Origin of the sequence: Streptomyces sp. NPDC087215 (assembly GCF_044744885.1) — a bacterium.
Lineage (GTDB): Bacteria > Actinomycetota > Actinomycetes > Streptomycetales > Streptomycetaceae > Streptomyces.
This window is the reverse complement of sequence record NZ_JBIUZD010000016.1, coordinates 71384-93964: the sequence shown is the minus strand read 5'-3', so window position 1 is coordinate 93964 and position 22581 is coordinate 71384. Positions and strand designations below refer to the sequence as shown.

At 73.8% G+C, this 22581-nt stretch carries 23 protein-coding genes; 9 read left to right on the top strand and 14 right to left on the bottom strand.

Features of this window, described 5'->3' with window-relative positions:
* Positions 1–196: 196 nt before the first annotated feature.
* Positions 197–340: a hypothetical protein gene (locus tag ACIO92_RS29485; RefSeq protein ID WP_366444081.1), complete on the top strand. Its 144-nt coding sequence runs from the start codon at positions 197–199 to the stop codon at positions 338–340.
* A gap of 231 nt (positions 341–571) precedes the next feature.
* Here the strand turns inward: ACIO92_RS29485 and ACIO92_RS29480 are convergent, their stop codons facing one another.
* Positions 572–1240: a response regulator gene (locus ACIO92_RS29480; RefSeq protein WP_351788899.1), complete on the bottom strand. Its 669-nt coding sequence runs from the start codon at positions 1238–1240 to the stop codon at positions 572–574.
* 135 nt (positions 1241–1375) lie between these two features.
* On the opposite strand from ACIO92_RS29480, the gene ACIO92_RS29475 reads away from it, so the two are divergent.
* The 4 genes from ACIO92_RS29475 (at position 1376) to ACIO92_RS29460 (ending at position 5320) form a co-directional block, all read left to right on the top strand.
* On the top strand, positions 1376–2359 hold the full coding sequence (locus tag ACIO92_RS29475; RefSeq protein ID WP_351788896.1) for a tripartite tricarboxylate transporter substrate binding protein: 984 nt from the start codon (positions 1376–1378) through the stop codon (positions 2357–2359).
* Between the two features lie 230 nt (positions 2360–2589).
* Positions 2590–3072 (top strand): tripartite tricarboxylate transporter TctB family protein, encoded by a 483-nt coding sequence (locus ACIO92_RS29470; RefSeq protein WP_401241097.1) that lies wholly within the window; start codon positions 2590–2592, stop codon positions 3070–3072.
* A 3-nt stretch (positions 3073–3075) separates the two neighbouring features.
* Positions 3076–4566, top strand: coding sequence for a tripartite tricarboxylate transporter permease (locus ACIO92_RS29465; RefSeq protein ID WP_366444082.1), 1491 nt, complete (start codon positions 3076–3078; stop codon positions 4564–4566).
* A 127-nt stretch (positions 4567–4693) separates the two neighbouring features.
* Entirely contained in the window at positions 4694–5320 is a 627-nt protein-coding gene (locus ACIO92_RS29460; RefSeq protein ID WP_366444083.1) for a DUF6299 family protein, read from the top strand.
* 148 nt (positions 5321–5468) lie between these two features.
* Here ACIO92_RS29460 and ACIO92_RS29455 read toward each other — a convergent pair whose 3' ends face one another.
* Complete coding sequence (locus tag ACIO92_RS29455; protein ID WP_366444084.1) at positions 5469–5948, bottom strand: DUF402 domain-containing protein; 480 nt, start codon at positions 5946–5948, stop codon at positions 5469–5471.
* Positions 5929–6852, bottom strand: coding sequence for a GNAT family N-acetyltransferase (locus ACIO92_RS29450; protein WP_366444085.1), 924 nt, complete (start codon positions 6850–6852; stop codon positions 5929–5931). Before ACIO92_RS29450 ends, ACIO92_RS29455 begins: the two co-directional genes overlap by 20 nt.
* 74 nt (positions 6853–6926) lie before the next feature.
* Between ACIO92_RS29450 and ACIO92_RS29445 the strand changes: the two genes are divergently transcribed.
* Positions 6927–7301 carry a GntR family transcriptional regulator gene (locus tag ACIO92_RS29445; RefSeq protein ID WP_366444086.1) on the top strand — a complete coding sequence of 125 codons (375 nt, stop codon included), beginning with the start codon at positions 6927–6929 and terminating at the stop codon, positions 7299–7301.
* 55 nt (positions 7302–7356) lie between these two features.
* Here the strand turns inward: ACIO92_RS29445 and ACIO92_RS29440 are convergent, their stop codons facing one another.
* The 4 genes from ACIO92_RS29440 to ACIO92_RS29425 all read right to left on the bottom strand — a co-directional run bounded on the left by ACIO92_RS29440 (position 7357) and on the right by ACIO92_RS29425 (position 11479).
* Positions 7357–8475: a DUF5925 domain-containing protein gene (locus ACIO92_RS29440; RefSeq protein ID WP_401240966.1), complete on the bottom strand. Its 1119-nt coding sequence runs from the start codon at positions 8473–8475 to the stop codon at positions 7357–7359.
* Between the two features lie 63 nt (positions 8476–8538).
* Positions 8539–9303 (bottom strand): polysaccharide deacetylase family protein, encoded by a 765-nt coding sequence (locus tag ACIO92_RS29435; protein WP_401241100.1) that lies wholly within the window; start codon positions 9301–9303, stop codon positions 8539–8541.
* A 146-nt stretch (positions 9304–9449) separates the two neighbouring features.
* Entirely contained in the window at positions 9450–10652 is a 1203-nt protein-coding gene (locus tag ACIO92_RS29430) for a glycosyltransferase family 2 protein (protein ID WP_402283422.1), read from the bottom strand.
* Positions 10649–11479 carry a glycosyltransferase family 2 protein gene (locus ACIO92_RS29425; protein WP_366444089.1) on the bottom strand — a complete coding sequence of 277 codons (831 nt, stop codon included), beginning with the start codon at positions 11477–11479 and terminating at the stop codon, positions 10649–10651. Before ACIO92_RS29425 ends, ACIO92_RS29430 begins: the two co-directional genes overlap by 4 nt.
* Before the next feature lie 634 nt (positions 11480–12113).
* Between ACIO92_RS29425 and ACIO92_RS29420 the strand changes: the two genes are divergently transcribed.
* Entirely contained in the window at positions 12114–12920 is an 807-nt protein-coding gene (locus ACIO92_RS29420; RefSeq protein ID WP_366444090.1) for an SGNH/GDSL hydrolase family protein, read from the top strand.
* A 328-nt stretch (positions 12921–13248) separates the two neighbouring features.
* On the opposite strand, the gene ACIO92_RS29415 is transcribed toward ACIO92_RS29420, so the two are convergent.
* The gene (locus ACIO92_RS29415) at positions 13249–14184 is read right to left on the bottom strand and encodes a protein kinase (RefSeq protein ID WP_401240976.1); all 936 of its coding nucleotides are present in this window, start codon (positions 14182–14184) and stop codon (positions 13249–13251) included.
* 326 nt (positions 14185–14510) lie between these two features.
* Here ACIO92_RS29415 and ACIO92_RS29410 point away from each other — a divergent pair, with 326 nt between their 5' ends.
* Positions 14511–14783, top strand: a complete 273-nt coding sequence (locus ACIO92_RS29410; RefSeq protein ID WP_366444092.1) for a hypothetical protein — start codon at positions 14511–14513, stop codon at positions 14781–14783.
* Between the two features lie 334 nt (positions 14784–15117).
* Here the strand turns inward: ACIO92_RS29410 and ACIO92_RS29405 are convergent, their stop codons facing one another.
* The 3 genes from ACIO92_RS29405 to ACIO92_RS29395 form a co-directional block, all read right to left on the bottom strand.
* Positions 15118–16314, bottom strand: coding sequence for a CaiB/BaiF CoA transferase family protein (locus ACIO92_RS29405; protein ID WP_402283418.1), 1197 nt, complete (start codon positions 16312–16314; stop codon positions 15118–15120).
* Between the two features lie 68 nt (positions 16315–16382).
* Positions 16383–17162, bottom strand: a complete 780-nt coding sequence (locus ACIO92_RS29400) for an ABC transporter permease (RefSeq protein WP_366444094.1) — start codon at positions 17160–17162, stop codon at positions 16383–16385.
* The gene (locus ACIO92_RS29395; protein ID WP_402283416.1) at positions 17159–18097 is read right to left on the bottom strand and encodes an ATP-binding cassette domain-containing protein; all 939 of its coding nucleotides are present in this window, start codon (positions 18095–18097) and stop codon (positions 17159–17161) included. The genes ACIO92_RS29400 and ACIO92_RS29395 overlap by 4 nt, the downstream gene beginning before the upstream one ends.
* Before the next feature lie 63 nt (positions 18098–18160).
* Here ACIO92_RS29395 and ACIO92_RS29390 point away from each other — a divergent pair, with 63 nt between their 5' ends.
* On the top strand, positions 18161–18925 hold the full coding sequence (locus ACIO92_RS29390; protein ID WP_402283414.1) for a TetR/AcrR family transcriptional regulator: 765 nt from the start codon (positions 18161–18163) through the stop codon (positions 18923–18925).
* Positions 18926–19074: 149 nt separating this feature from the next.
* On the opposite strand, the gene ACIO92_RS29385 is transcribed toward ACIO92_RS29390, so the two are convergent.
* The 3 genes from ACIO92_RS29385 to hmgA form a co-directional block, all read right to left on the bottom strand.
* Positions 19075–20307, bottom strand: a complete 1233-nt coding sequence (locus tag ACIO92_RS29385) for a type ISP restriction/modification enzyme (protein ID WP_402283469.1) — start codon at positions 20305–20307, stop codon at positions 19075–19077.
* 101 nt (positions 20308–20408) lie between these two features.
* Positions 20409–21158, bottom strand: a complete 750-nt coding sequence (locus tag ACIO92_RS29380; RefSeq protein ID WP_366444097.1) for a GntR family transcriptional regulator — start codon at positions 21156–21158, stop codon at positions 20409–20411.
* A 39-nt stretch (positions 21159–21197) separates the two neighbouring features.
* Positions 21198–22520 carry a homogentisate 1,2-dioxygenase gene (gene hmgA, locus ACIO92_RS29375; RefSeq protein WP_401240987.1) on the bottom strand — a complete coding sequence of 441 codons (1323 nt, stop codon included), beginning with the start codon at positions 22518–22520 and terminating at the stop codon, positions 21198–21200.
* Between the last annotated feature and the right edge of the window lie 61 nt (positions 22521–22581).

The window sequence follows — 22581 nt, the reverse complement described above, 5'->3', positions numbered from 1 at the left end:
GAGAAGACCGCTGAGGCCCCGTGCGCGGGAGCACGGGGCGGCTCGCCGGTCGGTCGCTTCCGCCCCGCCTCCTCGGCGTCGACGACCGGATCCGGCCGTATGCGCCCGGGATCCGGCCTGTCCGGGGGAGTGGCGCTCCGGGGCCGCCCGGTCCACGGGACGCTCTCCCCGTTCGCTCCAGTTCCAGGGAGGGTGTGTGGGCCAGCAGGTCAAGTGCGGATCCACGGAGACCGCGACGGGCAAGCCGTGCAAGAACCCGGCGATGATCGGCTACTCCCGGTGCCAGAAGCATCGGGGGAAGTGGACGTTGCCGCAGCGGCGGAAGACGAAGAAGCGCTGACCCTCGCCGCTCCCGGGGCCACGGTGCCGGGAGCGGTGCGCGTCGGGTCCCGGGCGTCCGGCCCGGGATCCGACCCGGCGGATGAGGTGGTGGCTGTCCCGCCCGGTACGGGCGGATCTCCGATCGGCTCGCCGGTGGGAGACGGCCGGGGAGCACCGCCCGCCCCTCGTCCGGAGCACGGGCTGTCCCCGGGCCCGGCAGGGAACGCGCTCCCCCCCCCGGGTCCCCCCCTCACCCCAGGCGGCGGTACCGGCGTTCCGGGCGGCCCGTGCCGCCGTAGCGCAGGGTGATCTCCGCGCGGCCCGTCTGCGCGAAGTACTCCAGGTAGCGGCGGGCGCTGACGCGGGAGAGGGAACCCGCCTCCGCGCACTCCGTGGCCGAGAGTCCCGCCGGGTGGGCGCGGAGGATCGAGTCGACCAGGTCGGCGGTGTGCGCGGCCAGGCCCTTCGGCAGCTCCCGGGAGCCGCGCGGCCGGGTGCCGAAGATCTGGTCCACGTCCTCCTGGCGCGCCTCGTCGAGCTCGTCGAGGCGGTTGCGGAGCGAGGCCACGTGACGCAGCTGCTCGTGCAGCGCCGCCTGGTTGAACGGCTTGATCAGATAGTGCAGCGCCCCCGCCCGCAGCGCCTCACGGATCGTGCCCACGTCCCGCGCCGCCGTGATGAACAGCGCGTCCGTGGCCAGGCCCGCGGCCCGCATCTCCCGCAGCACCCGGATGCCGTCCATGTCGGGCAGGAAGACGTCGAGCAGCACCAGGTCGGGCCGCAGCCGCTCCGCCGCCCGCAGCGCCTCCGCCCCGCTGTGCGCCACCCCCGCCACTCTGAATCCGGGCACCACCGACACATAGCGGCAGTGCAGCTTGGCGACCATGAAGTCGTCGTCCACCACCAGCACGTTCGTCACAGCTACCCACGCTAGGTCGCGACCACAACGACCACAACGTCCGTTGGTTGCGGAAGAGAGACAGCTTCTTAACGCGCAGGCAACATGTGGGCCACCTCACACCCCCCTTCCCCTTCTACCTGAGAGGCGGCACACGTGCGGTTGCGCACCCCCCTCGCCCTCCTCGGGGCCGCGCTCCTGGTGCTGGTGGGTCCCCCACTGCTCAGCATCGGCAGTGGCTCCGACTCCGGCACCCGGATACCCGGCCTGCGCTTCATGGTTCCCAACACCCCCGGCGGCGGCTACGACATCACCGCCCGTACCGCCGCCAAGAACGCCGAGGAGGCGGGCCTCACCGACGACATCGAGGTCTTCAACCTGCCGGGCGCGGGCGGCACCGTCGGCCTCACCCGGCTCGTCGGCGAACGGGGCAACGGCCGCCTCGCCATGTCCATGGGGCTCGGCGTCGTCGGCGCCGTCCACACCAACGCCACCCCCCGTACCCTCGCCGACACCACCCCGATCGCCCGGCTCACCGAAGAGCAGGACATCGTCGTCGTCGGCAAGGACTCCCCGTACAAGACCATCCAGGAACTGCTCACCGCCTGGAAGAAGGACCCGGGCAAGCTGCCCGTCGGCGGCGGTTCCTCGCCCGGCGGCCCGGACCACCTCGCCCCGATGCTGATGGCGCAGGCCGCCGGGATCGCCCCGAAGGACGTCAACTACGTCCCCTTCGACGGCGGCGGCGAACTCCTCGCCTCCATCCTCGGCAACAAGGTCGGCTTCGGCGTCTCCGGCGTCGGCGAGTACCTCGACCAGATCAAGGCCGGGGAGCTGCGGCTCCTCGCCGTCACCGGCCCCCAGCGCGTCCCCGGACTCGACGCCCCCACCCTCCGCGAGGCCGGGCTCGACACCGAGTTCACCAACTGGCGCGGCATCGTCGCCCCGCCCGGACTCTCCGACGCCGAGCGCGAGAAGCTCGTGACCCTCGTGACCGAGCTGCGCGACTCCCCGCAGTGGAAGGAGTCGCTGAAGACCCACGGCTGGAACGACGCCTTCCTGCCGGGCGAGGAGTTCGGCGCCTTCCTCACGGAGCAGGACCGCCGCGTCGGCTCCGTCCTCAAGGAGCTGGGCCTGTGAGCGCGAAGAACGACCCCGCGAAGAACGACCCCGCGAACGGCGGTGCCGTGGAGAACGAGACCGCGGAGACCGGCCGCGAGACCACCGGCCACGCGAAGGCCGAGGCCGTCCGCGACGAGCCCGTCCGCACGGAGGACGGGACCGGGAGCGAGACCTCGGCGAAGGAGACCCCGGCGAACGAGACCTCCGGGGCCGGGAGCGCGAAGGCCGGGGCCGCCAAGGGCTCCTGGCTGCGCGAACGCTCCGAACTCGGCGTCGGCGTCCTCCTGTTCCTCCTCGGTGTCCTCGTCCTCGTCGACGCCCTCACCCTCGACTCCGACCTCGCGGGCAGAGGCCCCGTCGGCCCCGCCACCGTCCCCCTCGTCGTCGGCTTCGGACTCCTGATCGTCGCCGTCCTGCTCTCCGTGGACGTCCTGCGCGGCGGCCGGGGCGAGGCAGAGGCGGGCGAGGACGTCGACCTGGCCGAACCCGCCGACTGGCGCACCGTCCTGCTCCTCGCCGGAGCCTTCCTCGCCTTCGCCGTCCTCATCGGACCCGTCGGCTTCCCCGTCGCCGGAGCACTGCTCTTCTGGGGCTCGGCCTACGCACTCGGCAGCCGTCACTACCACCGTGACCCGCTGATCGCGGCCGGCCTCTCGCTCCTCGCCTACGGCGTCTTCGACAAGCTGCTCGGCGTACCGCTGCCCGGCGGCCCGCTGATGGGAGTGATCTGACCCATGGATTCCCTCAACTCCCTCATCGACGGCTTCGGGACCGCCCTGAGCCCGATGAACCTGATGTGGGCCGCCCTCGGCGTGCTCCTCGGCACCGCCATCGGTGTCCTCCCGGGCATCGGCCCCGCCATGGCCGTGGCCCTGCTGCTCCCCGTCACCTACGGGCTCGACCCGACCGGCGCGTTCATCATGTTCGCCGGCATCTACTACGGGGCCATGTTCGGCGGCTCCACCACCTCGATCCTCCTCAACACCCCCGGGGAGAGCGCGGCGGTCGTCGCCGCCATCGAGGGCAATCCGATGGCCAAGTCGGGCCGGGGCGCCCAGGCGCTCGCCGCCGCCGCCATCGGCCACTTCGCCGGTGGCATGATCGGCACGATCCTGCTCGTCGTGCTCGCGCCGACCGTCGCCGCGCTCGCCGTCGACATCGGTGCCCCCGACTACCTGGCCCTGATGGTCCTCGCCTTCATCGCGGTGACCTCGGTCCTCGGCTCCTCCCGCATCCGGGGCCTGGCCTCCCTGCTCATCGGCCTCACCATCGGACTGGTCGGCCTCGACCAGATGACGGGCCAGCAGCGCCTCACCTTCGGCTCGCTCCAGCTCGCCGACGGCATCGACGTCGTCATCGTCGCGGTCGGTCTCTTCGCCATCGGCGAGGCCCTGTGGGTCGCCGCGCACCTGCGCCGCTCCACCGGGGAGGCCATCCCGGTCGGCCGCCCCTGGCTGGGCAAGGACGACGTCCGGCGCACCTGGAAGTCCTGGCTGCGCGGTCCCCTCATCGGCTTCCCGTTCGGCGCGATCCCGGCCGGTGGCGCGGAGATCCCGACGTTCCTCTCGTACGTCACGGAGAAGCGTCTGTCGAAGCACAAGGCGGAGTTCGGCAAGGGCGCCATCGAGGGCGTCGCGGGACCGGAGGCGGCGGCCTCGGCCTCGGCGGCGGGCACCCTCGTCTCCATGCTGACCCTCGGACTGCCGACGACGGCCGTCGCCGCCGTGATGCTGGCCGCGTTCCAGCAGTACGGCATCCAGCCGGGCCCGCTGCTCTTCGAGCGGGAGCCGGAGCTGGTGTGGGGCCTCATCGCCTCGCTGTTCGTCGGCATGGTGCTGCTGCTCGCGCTCAACCTGCCGCTGGCCCCGGTCTGGGCGAAGCTGCTGCGGATCCCGCGTCCGTACCTCTACGCGGGCATCCTGTTCTTCGCCGCGGTCGGCGCGTACGCGGTCGGCGGCGAGGCCCTCGACCTGGTCATCCTGCTGGTCGTCGGTCTGATCGGGCTCGGGATGCGGCGCTACGGGCTGCCGGTGCTCCCGGCCGTCATCGGGGTCATCCTCGGCCCGGCCGCCGAGCAGCAGCTCCGCCGCGCGCTCCAGATCAGCGACGGCGCCGTGACGGGCCTGGTGAACACGCCGTTCTCGATCACCGTGTACGCGGTCGTCGTGCTGCTGCTCGCCTGGCCGCTGGTGCGGAAGCTGGTGAGCCGCCGCTCCGCGAGCTGACCGTACGACGGTATGTGTGGCGGATACGGCCAACTCGCCCGCAAAGGGGTGAGTTTCAGACACCTGGCGGCCGGATCCGATATCCCTGGCGGGCAGCACCACCCCCCACCCCCGAAGGGACCCGCACATGCGCGTACGACGCGTCCTCGTCACCGGCGCCCTGCTCGCCGCCTCCGCAGCCGTCGCCCCTCTCGCCCACGCGGGAGGGGCCGACGGCCTTTCCGCCCACGAGGGCCTTTCCGTCCTGGAAGGTCTCTCCGGCCACGACGGCCCCTCCGTCCGGGAGGGCGTTCCCGTTCACGACCGTCTCTCCGGCCACGACGGTCCGCCCGGCCGGGGAACGGCCCAGGGCCTTCTCGCCCCCGGCACGGTCGTCCCCGCCGCCCCGGCCGGACTCGGAGGCCACGCGTCCGTCGCCGCCGACGCGATCACCGTCGACGGCCACGGGACCCTCGGCGCGGACGCCACGGTGACCCTGTCCGGGACCTACCGCTGCCTCGACGACGGCGCGGGCCCCGTCCTCGTCGGCTCCAACCTCACACAGGCGGGCCATTCCGCCGGGATCGGCGGCACCCGGGCGATCTGCGACGGCCGACCGCACCCATGGACCAACACGGGGGTCGTGAAGGACCCCGCCTACCGGCCCGGCGCCGCCCGGGTGCGCGCCACGCTCACCCAGATCGCCACCGGCCCGGACGGCCTCCCGGTCCCCACCATCAGGGCCGTACAGGAGGCCCCCGTCACGCTGGGCTGAACGCCGGAAGCCCCGGACCGGGGCGGGACCGGGATGGGGCCGGGGCGGCGCTGGTACGCGCCCCGCCCCGCCCCCGGCGAGTCCCGGAGGCCGTACGGCACTCGGCATCCGCCCCGCCGTGGCGACGGGTCCCGCCCTGCCCCCCCGCTCAGCTCAGGAGTTCCGTCAGGCCCTCGCGTCCCAGGGACGCCAGCGCGTCCAGGGCGGCGACGGCGCGTTCCGCCGCCTCCGGGTCGGAGGCGGCGAGCCCGCTCGCCGCGAACTCGTCCTCGTCCAGCCGCAGCACCTCGCTCCCGTCCGCCGACACCCACAGGTCCAGGTCCAGGTCCTCGACCACCACCCCCGCGTCCCCGATCACGGCGGGCCGGGTGATGTCGCAGTACCAGCCCTTGCGGGTGCCGTCGGCCGACCACACCTCCTTGACCGTGAACCAGCGGTCGCGCCAGTAGTGCTCCACGAAGACGTCGCCCGGCTCGAACCGCACGAAGCCGAAGTCCCGTATCCCCTCGGCGGCCCACGGGGCACGGACCGAGAGCCGGTCACCGTCCTCCCCGAGCACCTCGGCCGGGTAACGGATCTTCGTCCGGCCGCCCTTCGTCAGGGTGATCTCAACCGAGCGTCCGGACATGGCGCACCTCCCTCGCGACGACCTCGTAGCCGAACCACTCGTTGATCGCGAGCATCGGCCCGTTCTCCGTGTCGTTCCCGGTGAACGCCTCCGTACAGCCCGCCGCGCGGGCCCGGTGCAGCGAGGCGTTCTTCGCGAGCTTGGCGAGTCCGCGCCCCCGGAACCCGGGTGCCGTGCCCGTCATCCCGCTGCCGAAGCGGCCGAGCCCGTCCGTCTGCGCCGCGCTGAACGCGGCGGGCACGCCGTCCACCACCGCGACCGTCGTCAGCGCCCGGTCGAACAGCGGATGCTCCCACGTGGTCGCCCGCCAGTGGTCGAAGTCGGCCAGCTCCGTCCCCACGTCACCCGGCTCGTCGGCGGTCGTCACCGCGTCCAGCTCGAACAGCGGCCGGGGATCGGCCGCGAAGTCCTCGCCGGTGAGCAGTTCGACCCCGGCGGGCGGCGCCTGGAGCGGCGGCAGTCCGGCCGAGGCCAGGTCGAGCCGGAGGAAGTACGCGGACCGGCTGGGGGAGTAGCCCCGGCGCCCGGCCCAGGCCAGGTTCTCCGGCGCGTCCAGGACCCAGCTGTACAGGGTCGTCGCGCCCCGCTCGGCCAGGTGCTCCTCGGCGGCCCGCAGCAGCAGCGTGCCCGCTCCCCGGCCCAGGTGCGCGGGGTCGACGTAGACGTTGACGAAGCCGACGCCGGGCTCGGGGGAGTCATGGGCGATGCCCTGCTGGGCCGTGCCGACGACCTCGCCGTCCTCCGTCACGGCGACGAGCGGACGGGCATGGGAATCGGGATGGGCGCGCGCCCAGTCGAAGGCGCATTGTGCGGCGGTCGTGAGCATGAAGGGGAGGGCGGTGCGCCGGACCCGGGCGAACCCCTCGGCGTCTTCGGAGCACACATCACGGACGATCACAGTCATGTGGCCGGACGCTACGGGCGAGGGACGCTCCGCCGCCTCCCATTTTCGGGTGGCATGGGGGCAGAATCGGCGGGGTGACACTCACCATCGCCGTGGACCACGCATCCACCACCGCGCCCTACGAACAACTGCGTGCCCAGATCTCGGAGCGGGCCCGGTCGGGCGGACTGCCGGTCGGATACAAGCTGCCGACGGTACGCGGGCTCGCCGAGCAACTGGGGCTCGCCGCGAACACGGTCGCCAAGGCGTACAAGGCCCTGGAGGCGGACGGGGTGATCGAGACGCGCGGGCGTCACGGCACCTTCGTCGCCGCCGCCGGGGACGCGGCGACCCGCCGGGCCGCCACCGCCGCCGCCCAGTACGCCGAGGAGGCCCACCGCCTCGGCCTCAGCCGTGAGGCGGCGGAGGCGGCGCTCAGCGAGGCACTGCGCGCGGCCTACGACGACTGACCCCTCCCCGGCCCCACCGACCGCTCCACGGGACCGGGCCCCGCACGGAAAGGGCCTACAGATACAGGCCCGCCCCCGCCGTGCGGGGTTCCGGGAGTTCCACCGGGGGCGTGCCGCGACGCAGGGCGAACAGCTCCGCGAGCGTCGCGCCCTCGCGCGGCACGTCCTCCTCCCGGCCGAGCCACCGCACCGACTCGTCCCGGGTCAGCGGCCCGACCTCGATCCGGGCCAGGCAGCGGCCCGGCCGGACCACGGCCGGGTGCATCCGCTCCAGGTCCTCGTTGGTGGTGACCCCGACCAGGACGTTCCGGCCCTGCCCGAGCAGCCCGTCGGTCAGGTTGAGCAGCCGCGACAGGGCCTGCCCCGCCGTGTGCTTGGCCTCGCCCCGGATCAGCTCGTCGCAGTCCTCCAGGAGCAGCAGCCGCCAGCGTCCCTTCTCGGTGCCCTCGTCCTCGCCGATGGCGATGTCCATCAGATAGCCGACGTCGTTGAAGAGACGCTCCGGGTCGAGCACGCAGTCCACCTGGCACCAGTCGCGCCACGACCGGGCGAGGGACCGCAGCGCGGAGGTCTTGCCGGTGCCCGGCGGACCGTGCAGCAGCAGGAGACGGCCGCTGACGGAGTCGGGCGTGACCTTCATCAGCCGGTCCATGGAATCGGCCACCGGCGCCGAGTAGTTCGGCCGGACCTCGTCCCAGGTCCCGGCGCTGATCTGGCGGGTCGTCCGGTGCGGGCCGCGCCGGGGCGACATGTACCAGAAGCCCATCGTCACGTTCTCCGGCTGGGGTTCCGGCTCGTCCTTGGCCCCGTCGGTGGCCTCCTTCAGGACGCGTTCGGCGAGGTCGGTGTCGACGGCCGTCACGGTGACGTCCGCGCCCCGGTTCCAGCGGGTGACCAGCAGCGTCCAGCCCTCGCCCTCGGCGAGCAGGGCGCTGCGGCCGTCGTCCTTCGCGGCCCGCAGCACGGTGGCACCGGCCGGGAGCAGCGTCGCCTCGGGCCGGACCCGGTCCAGGGTGGTGCTGTGCGCGTGCGGCTGCTCCCCGGTCGCGAAGCGGCCGAGGAACAGCGCGTCGACGACGTCCGAGGGCGAGTCGCTGTCGTCGAGGTTGAGCCGGATCGGCAGCGCGTGCTGCGGCGCCGAGGGGACCGGTGGGGTGTCAGCCATGGCGTCCATGATCCGGCAAGGGGTCGGGCCGCGCACCGGGTTTTGCCGGGGCCGCGCCCCCGGCCGGGGACGTCAGATCCAGTGGCCCCGCAGCGCGCCCCGGGCGCGCCGGACGACCGCGTACCCCTTCGTCATGGCCCGGTCGAGGGCGAAGTTCCGTCCGATCGCCCGGCCCTCCACGAGCCTGGTGAACTCCTCGGTGCCGGTGGAGCGGCGCACGGTGACCCGTTGGAGGGCGTACGGCCCCTGGTGGCGTCCGGCCTCCGCGTTGCCGACCGCGACCGCCTGGGTGAAGCCCGCCTCCCGGACGGCGCGGCGGACCCGGCGGCTGGAGTAGCCGTAGGGGTACGCGAAGGAGACCGGGGCGGCGGCGACCTCCTCGGCCACGATCTCGCGGCAGCGCAGGGCCTCGAAGCGGAGCCGCCGCGCGTCGAGCTGGTCGAGCTGCGGATGGGTGTGGCTGTGTCCGCCGATCTCCGTTCCCGCGTCGGCGAGTTCGCGCACCTGGGCCCAGTCGAGCATGGTGTCGGGCGCGCCGCCGGTGCCGTGCGGGCCGGGCAGCCAGCCGGTGGAGACGAAGACGGTACTGCTGAAGGAGTGCCGGGCCAGGACCGGGAGGGCGTACCGGTGCACGCCCTCGTAGCCGTCGTCGAAGGTGAGGAGCAGGGGACGGGCGGGCAGCGGGCCGCCGGTGCGCCAGGCGGCGGCCAGGGCGGCGGTGGTCAGCGGGGTGAATCCGCGCTCGGCGACGATCTCCATCTGCGCGGCGAAGGCCTCGGGCGTGACGGAGAGCCCCAGGGTCTCGGGCGCCGGGTCGGGGCCGACGGCGTGGTACATGAGGATGGGCACGGCGACGGAGCCGGAGTCGGTGAGGGGGCCGGGGCCGGGGCCGGAGAAGGACCTGGCGGAGGTGCCGGTGCCGGTCGTGGTCCGGGGCGCGGGGCCGGGCGCGGGGTCGGTACCGGGAGTGGTCGCGGATCCGCTCATCGGGAGGCCCCCTCGGCGGTGGAAGCCCCGGCGGGCCGGGCCCCGTGGGTCCCGGCTCCCGGTCCGGTCGCGGTGGCTTCGGTCGGGACGGCTCCGGCTTCGCTGGTTCCGGTCGGGACGGCTCCGGCTCCGGTGGCTTCGGTCCCGGCCGCCGTGGCTCCGGCGGCTCCGGTCGGGACGGTTCCGGCGACCGCGTTCGTGGTGGCCCCGATCGGGCCCCAGGCGAAGGCCGTCGCGTCGCGCCGGGCCCGCAGGGCGCCCAGGACGTAGCCGCCCGCGGCCAGGGCGACGCCGGTGACGATGGCCCCGGCCCGGCCCGCGCCGCCGGGACGGCCGTACAGCGCGTCCCGGACCCCGCGCAGGACCCCGGCGGGCAACACCCTCGTGGTGTAGCGCCGTTCGGACTCCAGGCCCTTCTGCGCGCCGACGCTGCGGGCGACCAGGGCCTTGGAGAGGCCCTCGGCGTAGACCCGGGTGCGGAAGTAGCCGAAGCGCTCGCGGACGGCGGGCACCTTGTGGTGGATGACGGCCCGGTCGTCGATGAGGAGGACCGCGTCGGGCAGAGCCCTGGCGAGCCGGATGCACAGTTCGGTCTCCTCGCCGCCGAGGGGCCGCCGGTCGCCGTCCCGGCCGATGCCGGTGGCGAAACCGCCCGCCGCGTCGAAGGCGGTACGGCGGAAGGAGGCGTTGCCGCCGAGCACGTTCCGTACCCGGACGCGGCCGGGTGGCAGCCCCCGGTAGGTGCAGCCGACGACCCAGTCGAACTCCTCGGGGAACCAGGCGGGGCGGCGGCCGGACGCCCAGGCGGGCAGGGTCCGGCCGCCGACGGCCAGCACGCGCGGGTCGGCGTAGGCGGCGGCGAAGTGGTGGAGCCAGTCCCGTTCGGCGACGGCGTCGTCGTCGAGGAAGGCGACGAACGTGCCGAGGGCGGCGGCGATGCCGGTGTTGCGTCCGGCGGAGAGACCGCGGGGGCCCGTGTTGGCGAGCACCCGCACCTCCTCGGTGAGCCGCCGCCGGGCGTACTCCCCGGCGAGCCGGGAGCGGAGCCGCTCGTTGTGGTCGACCACGAGCAGGATCTCCAGCGGCGGCAGCGACTGGTTCCGTACGGAGGCGACGGCGGCGAGGGTGTCCTCCCAGCGGTCCTCCGTGTAGGCGCAGATCACCACCGAGAAGCCGGGCGGGGTCGTGCGGTCGTTCAAGACGTCTCTCCCCGGGGGACGTTCACCGAGAACGGGGCGGGGCGGCGGCGGTCGGCCTTGCCGGGGGACTTCTCCCTGAGGATGACCTTGAGGACCCGTATCCCGTCGCGGACGGCGTTGAGGTTGCTGACGCCGTGGATGCGGAGGTATTCGTGACTCGGCACCTCCTGCACCTTGAGTCCGGCCTTGACGACCCGGATGTTGATGAGGGTCTCGATCTCGAAACCGGTGCAGTCGAGGGTGATCTTGTCGAGGCAGTGGCGCCAGAAGGCGTTGTATCCGTAGCAGAGGTCGGTGTACCGGGCCCCGAACTTGCGGTTGACGAGGGTGCACAGGGCCCAGTTGCCGAGTCTTCGGACGGTCGTCATGTCGTCCGTGCCGCCGCCGTTGGCGAAGCGGGAGCCCTTGGCGAAGTCGGCGCCCCCGACGAGGGCCGAGACGTAGGAGACGATCTCCTGGCCGTCGGCCGAGCCGTCCGCGTCGACCATGACGATGATGTCGCCGGTACAGGCGGCGAAACCGCTGATCAGGGCGTCGCCCTTGCCCTTGCCGACCTGCTTGACGACCTTGACGTCAGGCCGCAGCGCCCGTGCGACGTCCACGGTGTCATCGGTGGAATTTCCGTCGACGAGGACGACTTCGTGAATCCATTCCGGAAGCGTCCGGAAGACGTACGGAAGATTCGCTGCCTCGTTCATCGCGGGAATGACGACACTCACCGGCGGAGTGATCGCCAGATGAGAGGTGATCGCCCGGTATTCGGCGGCTATTCGACTCGGCTCGGTCAGTTCCTGATCCGTGGCTGTCGGGCGCGGGAACGAGCTCATGGGTCCGGTCTCCCTCTCGTCCGGTGGACCGCCCACCCCTTGGGCGGTCCGACGGTGTGTCCGGTGCGAAAGGGGGGTGCCCGCTCCGCCCGCGCGGGATCGATCTCCTTGCGGGATCAGCGAGTTGGCGTGTCCGGCCGCGCGGTACCCGCGCCCCGGCACATGTGCGGACACCGGTCACGGCACCCCCCTACCGCGCCCCGCCACGGAACCACCGGCGATGCCGGAGCCCTCCCCTGAGCCGCTTTCGCGCGATGGGCCGGTGCGGGTGATATGTACGACGGTATTGATGAGGGGGACTGTAGGGCAAGGACCGGATGCATGGTCCGCTTTTCCGAACTTTGACGAAGCTTCTATGGTCAGTTGGGCAACGGCCCCGATCGGATCGGGTCAATCCGGTTGTGTGCGGCGGTCGGTGACGAGGGGCTTCCGTGGTCTTCGCGGGTGGTTTGTCGCGTTCCCGTCCGGGCATCGAACGGGGGCGGAGCCTCCGCTTCCCCAACTGGCCGAAAGGTGATGCGTTTTGTCCGATGGCCGGAAGATCTTCACCCCCAGTTTTGACATGAACACTTCCGGTCTGGCGTGTCCGCTGCTACTACCTGGTAACGCAGAGATCCTGCTAAAGGGAGATTCCATGAGACTGCCTAGAATCACCGCCCTCTCCGCCTCGCTCCTGCTCGGCGCCGCCCTCGCCTTCACCGGGGCGGGTGCCGCCCAGGCCGCCGGAACCGCCGCGATCGACTACGTGGCGCTGGGGGACTCGTACTCCTCCGGCGTCGGCTCCGGCAGCTACGACAGCGCGAGCGGCGACTGCAAGCGCTCCACGAAGGCGTATCCGGTGCTGTGGAAGAACGCGAACGCCCCCTCCTCGTTCGCGTTCACCGCCTGCTCGGGCGCCCGAACGGGTGATGTCACCGCCAACCAGCTCGGACCGCTCTCGGCCGCCACCGACCTGGTCTCCCTCACGATCGGGGGAAATGACGCCGGATTCTCGGACGTCATGACCACCTGTGTGCTCCAGTCCGAAGCCAACTGCATCAACCGTGTGAATCAGGCCAAGGGGTACGTGGACACCACGCTGCCCGGCAAGCTCGACGCCGTCTACACCGCGATCCGCGGCAAGGCGCCCTCCGCCCGCGTGGTCGTCCTCGGCTACCCGCGCTTCTACCAGCTGGGCGGCAGCTGTGCCGCCGGGCTGAGCGAGGCCGAGCGCAGCGCCATCAACGGAGCCTCCGACTACCTCAACGCCGCCGTCGCCAAGCGGGCGGCCGACCACGGCTTCACCTTCGCCGGCGTCGTCCCGGCCTTCACCGGCCATGAGATCTGCTCCAGCTCCCCCTGGCTGAACAGCGTCAACTGGCTCAACATCGGGGAGTCCTACCACCCGACGGCCGCCGGACAGTCCGGCGGCTACCTCCCCACCTTCAGGAACGCGGCCTGACCGGACGGCTCGTCCCCCGCGCCGGACCCGGCCCGACGGGTGCGCCCCGCACCCCGAGGACCGGGCCCGGCGTGCCGACCCGCGCCGGCGACAGCCGACCCGCGACGGTGAGGGCCGACCCCGCGACCGTGCGGACCGGTCCGCGGGCCGGAGCCCGCGAGTAGCGGCCCACAGGCCCCGGCCCGCGGGCCATGAGGATCGATCCGGACTCCGGCAGGGGGCGGTGGCCCGCAGGCCTGGAGCACCGGCCCCCGGGCCGTCAGCTCCGGCCCCGAGGCGCGCGGTCCGGCCCCGCGCCGCGCCTCCCGCCTCCCGTCCCGGCCGGGCGTCAGCCCCGTACCGCGTGGTACACCAGTGCCCCCGCGATCAGCAGGGCGCCGACCAGACCGGCCAGCAGTACGGTCGCCCGGCGCGGCCCCGTCCCTCGGCCCGTTCGTCCGCCTCCGCGCGGAGCCGTACGGGCGCCGCCGCTCCCGGCGCCGTCCGTCTCCCGCCGCCCCCGCGTCCCGTCGGCGCCGCCCTCCGGGGTCCGGCCGCCGGGAGCGGTCCCGCCCGGCGCGGTCCCGCCCGTCCCCTGTTCCTCGGGGAGGTCCCGGGCCCCGCCCGTGGCCAGCCGTCGCAGTTCCCGCTCGAACCGTTCCGCCGTCGGGGGCCGCCCGGGGGCCGGTCGGCGCACCTCTTCGACCAGGGCGCGCAGCGCCTCCGCGTCCTCCGGGGGTGTCTTCGCCCCGGCGCCGGCGAGGAGTTCCGCCACGGACGTCAGGTCGTCCGCCTCTCCGGGAGCCTCCTCCGGTGCCGTACCGAAGCCCGTCACGACGATCCGTCCGTCGTTGGCGAGCAGGACGTGCCCCGGCTCCACGCCCCGGTGCGCGACGTCCTCCCCGCGCGCGGCCCGCAGCGCCCCGAGGACCTCCGCCCCGATCCGCGCCGCCTCGCGCGGCGGCAGCGGTCCGGCCGCCTCCAGCGTCTCCGCGAGGGTGAGTCCGCGCACCAGCTCCGTCACCAGCCACGGCCGGCCGTCCTCGGTGGCCACGCCGAGGGTCCGTACGACGGAGGGGTGCGCGATCCGGGCGGCGGCGCGCGCCGCGCGCTCCCGCCGGGCGTGGAACAGGGGCGCCTCGTCGGCGGGGAGTCCGTCCGGCACCCGGAACTCCTTGAGGGCCACCTCCCGGCCGTCCGTCTCGTCCAGGGCGCGCCAGACGGTGCCGGTCGCCCCCTCGGCGAGGATGTCCAGGAGCCGGTACCGGCCCGCGATCACCGTCATGGATCCAGACGTAGCCCGAAGGGGGCCGTTCGAAACCCCGTCCGGCCGTCCGGCGCCACTCGAACGATCTTGGTGGCGGAGATCACACCCGCCGGGGTCTCCGCAAGGGCGCACACCGGGGGCAGGATGGTGTGCGACGGTTCGGCAGGTGTTCGAAACCTGCCCGCTCCTGTCCAAGTCGCCCTGAAATCAGATGGATTCGGACAGTGGGCGTCAATCCCCGTACACGTTCGACGGATCCTCCCGCCGGGATACACGGGTGTCATGGCGGGGCGATAGGGTTAACCTGCCCTGGGTCGGGTGCCCTTGTACGGGTGGGGAGTGACATGGAACAGACAGCGATGCGTGGCAGGCCGCGAGTGCCTGCCATCACCTGCGGGAGCGGTGCGACCAGTTCGCGCCTCGACCGCCATCTCGCGGTCCTCGGCGGACCGGCGATACCGCAGCGCGAGGCGGCCGAGGCGACCCTGCTGATGCGGGAACTGACGACACGTACGCACGAGGCGCCGGTGCACGGTCACCGCAGCCGCAGTGCGCGGGTCTCGCTCTTCGCCCCGCTCCGCCGTCTCCGCCGCTCCCTCTTCGGCACGCGCCGCTGACGACCGGGCGTGCCGGGCGGGCGAGACCCCGAGGTTCCCGCCCGCTCCCGCCCGGCCGCCCCGGCACCGTATCTCCGCAGACGCCAGTGAAAGCGCCGGACGTGTCCCCGCCCGTCCGGCGTTTCGCCATGCCCGCCCGGAGGCCGCCGGGCCGGGGCCGTCGGCTCGATGCCCGGCCCCTCCGTGCGGGATGTCCCTTCCCGTCCCGGAAGGACCCTGACGGCCCTTCCCCTGACGGCCCTTCCCCTGACGGCCCTTCCCCGGGCGGCCTCCGGCGGTCTTCCCCCGGAAGGACCCGACGGCCCGTCCCCGGCCGCCCGCCGCCGGGGCGTTCTCAGGCGACCACGCCCGCGTCCCTCAGCTCCCGCACCTCCGTCTCCGACACGCCCAGACCGGCGAGGACCGTGTCCGTGTCCTGTCCGAGCGCCGGAATCCGGTCCATACGGGGCTCCGGGCCGTCCGGGAAGACGATCGGCGGCAGCAGCGCGCGCAGCGGTCCCACCGGTGACTCCACCTCCCGCCACCGGTCACGGGCCGTCAGCTGCGGATGCTCGGCCAGATCCGCGACCGAGTTGAGCCGGGCGCAGGCGATGCCCGCCGCGTCGAGCCGCGCCAGCGCCTCGGGCGCCGACAACGGGGTCAGCGCCGCCGCGACCACGGCGTCCGTCGCCGCCCGCCCGGCCACCCGTGCCGTGTTCGTCGCGAAGCCGGGGTCGTCGGCCAGCTCCGGACGCCCGAGGACCTGCTCCGCGAGCCGCCGCCACTCCCGGTCGTTCTGCACCGACAGCAGCACCAGCCCCCCGTCGGCGGTCGGATAGGCGTCGTACGGGGCGATCACCGCGTGCGCGAGCCCCGTACGCGCCGGGGGAGTGCCCCCGTGCATCCCGTGGTGCAGCGGATGCCCCATCCATTCGGCGAGCGAATCGAGCAGGGAGACCTCCACCGGACCGCCCCCTCCGGTCGTGCCGCGCCGCACGAGCGCGGCGAGGACACCGGAGAAGGCGTACACGCCCGCCGCGATGTCGGCCGCCGGGATCCCGGACTTGACCGGCCGCTCCGGGGTGCCGGTCACCGACACGAGGCCCGCCTCGCACTGCACGAGCATGTCGTACGCCCGCCGGTCCGCGTACGGCCCCCCGGGCCCGTACCCCGAGACGTCCACGGCGATCAGGCGCGGATGCGCGGCGCACAGGGTGACGGCGTCGAGCCCGAGCCGGGCCGCCGCGCCCCGGGCGAGGTTCTGTACGAAGACGTCCGCCCCGGCCACGAGGCGGCGGGCCAGCGCGAGGCCCCGGGGGTCCTTGAGGTCGATCGCCACGGACTCCTTGCCCCGGTTGCACCACACGAAGTGCGAGGCGAGACCACGGGCGGTGGTGTCGTACCCCCGGGCGAAGTCCCCGCCGTCCGGGCGCTCGATCTTGACGACCCGGGCGCCGAGGTCGGCGAGCTGCCGGGTGGCGAAGGGGGCGGCGACGGCCTGCTCGACGGCGACGACCGTGATCCCTTCGAGGGGGAGTGGCTGAGTGCTCATGGCAGCCCTGCCTACCGTGCCGGGGCGCCCTTGTCATCAGGGGCCGGGTCGCCCCGGGGGCCGCGCGGTCAGCCCCGTGCGTGGCGGCGCACCGCGAGCGGGGCGGCGACGGCGATCAGGACGAACGACCAGAGGAGCGCCCCCGTCACCGGGTGGGTCACCGGCCAGGCGCCGTCGGCGGGTACCGGCGCGTTGCCGAAGAGGTGCCGGGCCGCCGTGGTGACCGCCGAGATCGGGTTCCACTCGGCGAGGGTCCGCAGCCATCCCGGCAGGTTGTCCGTCGGGATGTACGCGTTGGACAGCAGCGGGAGCACGAACGTGGCGCTGGCGAGCTGTCCTGCCGCCTCCTCGCTCTTCGAGGCCAGACCGAGCAGGATGCCGACCCAGGTCGCCGCGAACCGGAAGAGGAGCAGCAGGCCGAACGCCGCCGCCGCCTCCACCGCCGTCCCCTCGATCCGCCAGCCCATCGCGAGCCCGGCCAGGACCAGCGGAACCGTGCCGACCGCGCAGGTCACCAGGTCGGCGAGGGCCTGTCCGAGCGGGACGGCGGCCCGGCTGACCGGCATGGTCCGGAAGCGGTCCGTGACGCCCCGGTGCGCGTCCTGGGCGGCCTGGAACATACCGGTCATGAGCCCGCCGGCGGCCGTCGCCACCAGGAGTCCCGGGACCAGCCGGGCGCGGTATTCGGCGCCGGGGAGGGCGAGGGCGCTGCCGAAGACGTACCCGAAGAAGAGCAGCATGACGATCGGCATCGTCTGGGTCATCACGGTGAGGGCGGGCGCGTTCCGGACGCGCCGGAGGTGGCGGCCGAGGACGGCGGCACCGTCGTGGACGAGGGCGGTGCTCACGCGGCGGGTTCCTTCCGGTCGGTGAGGCGCAGGAACACCTCGTCGAGGGTGGGCGGGCGCAGGGAGGCGTCGACGATGAGCACCCCGGCCGCGTCGATCTCGCGGACGATCCGGGGGAGGGTGAGCGTGGGATCGGTGGTCACCGCGCCGACCGTGCGCCGCTCCGGGTCCAGGACGGGCGCCGAGCCGGTCAGCCGGTCGAGGACGGCGGCTGCCGCGTCGAGCGGGGCCGAGGGGGCGAGGGCGACCTCGGCGTAGCCGCCGACCAGTGCCTTGAGCTGGGCCGGGGTGCCCTGCTGGGCGACCCGTCCCCCGTCGATCAGGACGATGTCGTCGGCCAGCCGGTCGGCCTCCTCCAGGTACTGGGTGGTCAGCAGGACGGTGGTGCCGCCGGACGCCAGTTCCCGTACGGCGTCCCACATCCCGTTGCGGCTGTGCGGGTCGAGCCCGGTCGTCGGCTCGTCGAGGAAGAGGACCCGGGGCGGTACGAGGACGCTGGCGGCCAGGTCGAGGCGCCGTCGCATACCGCCGGAGTACGTACGGGCCGGGCGTCCGGCCGCCGCCGTGAGGCCGAACCGGTCCAGGAGTTCGTCGGCGCGGGAGCGCGGGGCGCGCAGCAGCCGGGCGAAGAGCCGCAGGTTCTCGGCGCCGGTCAGATCGCCGTCGACGGAGGTGTGCTGTCCGGTGACCGCGATCGCCCTCCGCACCCCCGCCGGGTCGCGCACCAGGTCGTGCCCGGCGATCCGGGCGCTTCCCGCGTCGGGCCTGACGAGGGTGGTGAGGACACGGACGGCGGTGGTCTTGCCCGCGCCGTTGGGGCCGAGGACGCCGCAGACCGAGCCCTCGGGTACGGCGAGATCGAGCCCGCGCAGGGCCTGGACGTCGCCGTAGCGCTTCCGCAGACCTTCACTAAGTACAGCGTACGTAGTTGTCATGGCGTGACCGTACCCCATTACGTACGCCGTACGTAACTACGATGGGGGGCGAGGTGATGATCCATGACGGGCCGAGCGGCCGAACCGGAAGTGATCTGGACCCGGCCCGAACGCGCGGGCCGGGGCCCCAGACCCGCGTACAGCAGGCGGGACGTGGTCGACGCGGCCGTCCGCATCGCCGACGGTGACGGCATCGAAGCGGTCTCCATGCGCCGCGTCGCCGCCGAACTCGGCTGCGGCACCATGTCGCTCTACAACTACGTCCCCCGCAAGGAGGACCTCCACGAGCTGATGGTCGACGCGGTCAGCGGCGAGTACGAACTGCCCGAGGAGCCCAGCGGTGACTGGCGCGCCGACATGACCGCCGTCGCCCACCAGGCCCGCGCGATGATGCACCGGCACCCCTGGCTCCCCCGGATGACGACCACGGCCTACGGCTTCACCCCCAACGCCCTGCGCTTCCTGGAGTGGTGCCTGGGCTGTCTCGCCCCCCTCGACGTCCCCGCCGGGGTGAAGATGCAGCTGATCGCCATGGTCAACGGCACGGTCATGGCGACCGTCGGCGACGAGCACGCCGTCGCCGAACGGGCCAGGGGACTGCCCTGGACCGAGGAGGAGGAACAGACGGTGCGCGGGACCTACCTCAAGGGGCAGATGGCGAGCGGGCGGTACCCGCGGCTGGCCGCCCTGCTCGCCGGGTCGCCCGTACCGGCCGACACGGAGCAGATCTTCGACCTGACCATCCGACGCCTCCTCGACTCCTTCGACCCCGCGCACGGCGGGGGCGGTTCAGGTGGGGGTGCTCGGGCCGGGGGCGGTTCAGCCTGAGGTGGCTGGTGCGGTCGGGGTGGCCGGGGTGAGGGTGGTCCCGGTGGTCCCGGTGGTCCCGGTGGTCCCCGTGGTCCCGGTGGGGCACGCTCCGACCTGGGGCGGTTCAGGCCGGGGCGGTCCGGTCGGGAGCCGTTCGGGCCGGGCCGTCACAGCAGCATGAACTGGCCCTCCGGGCCCTCCTCCTGATGGTCCAGTACGGAAGCGGGGCGGCGTGTCCGGTCCGGCGGCGGCAGGACCCCCGCCGCCCGCAGCGCGGCCCGCCCCACCGTGCCCGCCGTAAGGACCGCCGCCTCCGCGAGGCGTTCCCGCTCCCTTTCCCGGGCGCCGAGCAGCGCGAGCACCGTGATCAGGTCGAGCAGCTCCGAGGTCCACTCCTGCGGCCACTCCGCCGGGCCGATCGCCTCCAGCGACCCGGGCTCCGGGCGGGCCGTGCGGTGCGCGAACCAGCGCTCCAGGACCCGCGCCCCGCCCACCCGGAACTCCCACGCCTCCGCCGGGACGGGTGAGACGCGCCCCTCGCCGAGGCACAGCGTCTCGTCCCCCGCCCCGTACGTCATCGTCTCCGGCCGTGCCGGGACCGCCGCCCGCACATAGGGCCGCCGCCCGCCCGGCAGCCGCGGCTTCGTCCCGCTGAGGGCGCCCCGCGTCTGCGCGTCCACGAGCTCCCGGCCCAGGGCCACCCCCGCCGCCCACACTCCCGGGTCCCCGGGCAGCGGCACCCGGCACCCGGCGGGGGAGGGCAGGGCCGCCGCCACGGTCCACGCGAGCCACGCGTGGGCGTCGGCCCCGGGCCCGTACCGCGCCCCGAGGAAGGCCAGGAGGCCCGGCGCCAGATTGGGCTCCCGGCCGTCCGGGCGCCGGAACAGCGGCCGGATGCGGCCCGGCCGCCCGGAGGGTGAGCGGCCCTCGGGCAGCACGCCCGTCACGACGAGCGCCGGGCCCGCCGCCCCGGGCACGTACCCCTGCTCCACCACGAAGAGCTGCGGCGGCCCGGCGACCCGCCACAGCTCCGGGCGCGCGGTGTCGATCAGCCGGTGGTCGGGCAGCAGCCACTGCTCGTCGAACGGCTCCCGCGCGACCCGCACGGGCTCCGGGCACGGGCCGGGCTCGCGGGACCAGCGGGCGGTTCCGGTCCGCTGGCCGGGAAGGGCGGCGACCGCGCTCGACGGGGTGCGCGCCCGGCTGGGCCGGAACAGGGCCTCCCGCTCGGGTCCCTCGGCCGAGGCCAGCCGGTCCCACCGGGCGCGCAGCGTCCGCGCGTCCGGTGCCGTGATCCACGGGCGGCCGAGGCGCAGGGGCGCGACGGACCACGGCATGAGGTCGTCGAGGAGGGGCAGGTCGTCGTCGGGCGCTCCGGGGGCTTCCGTCACGCCCCGTATGCTAACGAGGGCGTTCCGTGCGCTTCCACCGTCCGCCCGCCGGACCCCTCACGGCCACGGGTGCCCGGCCGGAGCCGGGGCGGGTGCCTCGCGGTCGGTCGTCATCGGGCCTCGACCGTGACCGTGAAGGAGAAGCGGTCGCCCCGGTAGCGGATGCGGGCCACGTCCACGACCCGGCCGTCCTCGTCGTAGGTGACGCCGGTGTAGTGGAGGATCGGCGAGAGCAGCGGGACCTGGAGCAGCCCCGCCGTCTCCGGATCGGCGAGCCGCGCCTCGACCGTGTCCGTGATGCGGCTGATCCGCACCCCGACGACGTCCCGCAGGACCTTCGTCATCGGCCAGCGCTCCAGGTCCGCCGGGTCGATCGCGGCGCCCAGCTCCGGAAGCACGGAGTTCTGCGCCCAGTTGGTCGGCTCGCCGCTCTCGCCGTCCCGGCGCAGCCGCCGGTACGCCATCACCTCCGGCACGCCGGGGAAGTGCTCCGCCAGTTCCCCGGGCACCGGCTCGACGCCGTGCCCGAGGACCGTCGTCAGCTCGCCCGACTGCTGGGCCACGATCGCGTCGATCGAGCCCAGCAGCCTGCGCGGAGTGGAGCGCCGGGCGCCCGGCTCGATGAAGGTGCCGCGCCGCCGGTGCCTGCTGATCAGGCCCTCCGCCTCCAGCTCCTTCAGGGCCTGGCGCATGGTCAGCACGCTCACGCCGTAGTGGGCCGCGAGCTGCTCCTCGGTGGGCAGCCGAAGCGGGGCGTCGGGCACGCGGCCCAGTATCGAGGCGCGCAGCGACTGCGAGACCTGATACCAGAGCGGCAGCTTGCGGTTCAGGACCAGGGAGTCGGGAGCGAAGGCGGTCACGGTTTCTCCGTACGGGGCTACGGGCTCACGGCCGGGACACTACGGCCGAAAGTGGCGCTGCAGACCCTGCCACACGTCGTCGTACCCGCGCTGGAGATGGTCGCTCTCCGCCGCCTGCGGGGTCGTGACCAGCGGCCAGCGGGTCTCGAACATGAAGGCCAGACCGTCGTCGATCTTCTGCGGACGCAGCTCGGCGGCGCTGGCCCGGTCGAAGGTCTCCCGGTCGGGACCGTGCGCCGACATCATGTTGTGCAGCGAGCCGCCGCCCGGCACGAACCCGCCCTTCCCGGCGGTCTTCGCGTCGTACGCGCCCTCGATCAGGCCCATGTACTCGCTCATCACATTGCGGTGGAAGTACGGCGGCCGGAAGGTGTCCTCGCCGACCAGCCAGCGCGGTGCGAAGACCACGAAGTCCACGCCCGCGAGCCCCGGGGTGTCCGACGGAGAGGTGAGCACGGTGAAGATCGACGGGTCCGGGTGGTCGTACGAGATCGTCCCGATGACATTGAAGCGGCGCAGGTCGTACACGTACGGGGTGTGGTTGCCGTGCCAGGCGACGACATCCAGCGGGGAGTGGCCGTACGTCGCCGACCAGAGGTTGCCGCAGTACTTGTTGACCACCTCCACCGGGCCCTCGACGTCCTCGTACGCGGCGACCGGCGCCCGGAAGTCCCGCGCGTTGGCCAGGCCGTTGGCGCCGATCGGGCCGAGGTCGGGGAGCTGGAACGGCGCCCCGTGGTTCTCGCAGACGTAACCGCGCGCGGTCGCGTCGAGCAGCTCCACCCGGAACCGGACCCCGCGCGGGACCAGCGCGATCTCGCCGGGACGGACCGAGAGCAGGCCCAGCTCGGTGCGGAGCAGCAGACCGCCCCGCTCCGGCACGATCAGCAGCTCGCCGTCCGCGTTCCCGAAGACCCGTTCCATGGTGGCGTTGGCGTGGTAGAGGTGCACGGCCATACCGGTGCGCTGGGTCGCGTCGCCGTTGCCGCCCAGCGTCCACAGGCCGGCCAGCCAGTCGGTGCCCGGGGCGGGCTCGGGCAGCGGGTCCCAGCGCAGCCGGTTGGGGTCGGGCACGGTCTCGGTGAACGGCGTGCCGCGCAGTCCTCCGTTGTCGGTGCGGGTGAACGGCGGGTGCGCGGCCGAGGGGCGGATCCGGTAGAGCCAGGAACGGCGGTTGTGGGCCCGCGGCTCGGTGAAGGCGCTGCCGCTCAACTGCTCCGCGTAGAGCCCCAGCGGGGCGCGCTGCGGCGAGTTGCGGCCGTCCGGCAGTGCCCCGGGGACCGCCTCCGAGCCGTGCTCGTTGCCGAAGCCCGTGGTGTAGCCGAGCGTCTCGGCCGTCTTCCTGGCCTGCTCCGTGGTCATCGCCCGCTCCTGTCCTGAGTCCCCAAGGGAATCCTATGCATGACCGTAGGATTCCGCGCGC

Coding starts and splice junctions, on each gene's coding strand:
- ACIO92_RS29465 (WP_366444082.1), top strand. CDS start 3,076: ATGGATTCCCTCAACTCCCTCATCGACGGCTTCGGGACCGCCCTGAGC.
- ACIO92_RS29460 (WP_366444083.1), top strand. CDS start 4,694: ATGCGCGTACGACGCGTCCTCGTCACCGGCGCCCTGCTCGCCGCCTCC.
- ACIO92_RS29455 (WP_366444084.1), bottom strand. CDS start 5,948: ATGTCCGGACGCTCGGTTGAGATCACCCTGACGAAGGGCGGCCGGACG.
- ACIO92_RS29450 (WP_366444085.1), bottom strand. CDS start 6,852: ATGACTGTGATCGTCCGTGATGTGTGCTCCGAAGACGCCGAGGGGTTC.
- ACIO92_RS29440 (WP_401240966.1), bottom strand. CDS start 8,475: ATGGACGCCATGGCTGACACCCCACCGGTCCCCTCGGCGCCGCAGCAC.
- ACIO92_RS29435 (WP_401241100.1), bottom strand. CDS start 9,303: ATGTACCACGCCGTCGGCCCCGACCCGGCGCCCGAGACCCTGGGGCTC.
- ACIO92_RS29425 (WP_366444089.1), bottom strand. CDS start 11,479: ATGAGCTCGTTCCCGCGCCCGACAGCCACGGATCAGGAACTGACCGAG.
- ACIO92_RS29420 (WP_366444090.1), top strand. CDS start 12,114: ATGAGACTGCCTAGAATCACCGCCCTCTCCGCCTCGCTCCTGCTCGGC.
- ACIO92_RS29415 (WP_401240976.1), bottom strand. CDS start 14,184: ATGACGGTGATCGCGGGCCGGTACCGGCTCCTGGACATCCTCGCCGAG.
- ACIO92_RS29410 (WP_366444092.1), top strand. CDS start 14,511: ATGGAACAGACAGCGATGCGTGGCAGGCCGCGAGTGCCTGCCATCACC.
- ACIO92_RS29405 (WP_402283418.1), bottom strand. CDS start 16,314: ATGAGCACTCAGCCACTCCCCCTCGAAGGGATCACGGTCGTCGCCGTC.
- ACIO92_RS29395 (WP_402283416.1), bottom strand. CDS start 18,097: ATGACAACTACGTACGCTGTACTTAGTGAAGGTCTGCGGAAGCGCTAC.
- ACIO92_RS29390 (WP_402283414.1), top strand. CDS start 18,161: ATGACGGGCCGAGCGGCCGAACCGGAAGTGATCTGGACCCGGCCCGAA.
- hmgA (WP_401240987.1), bottom strand. CDS start 22,520: ATGACCACGGAGCAGGCCAGGAAGACGGCCGAGACGCTCGGCTACACC.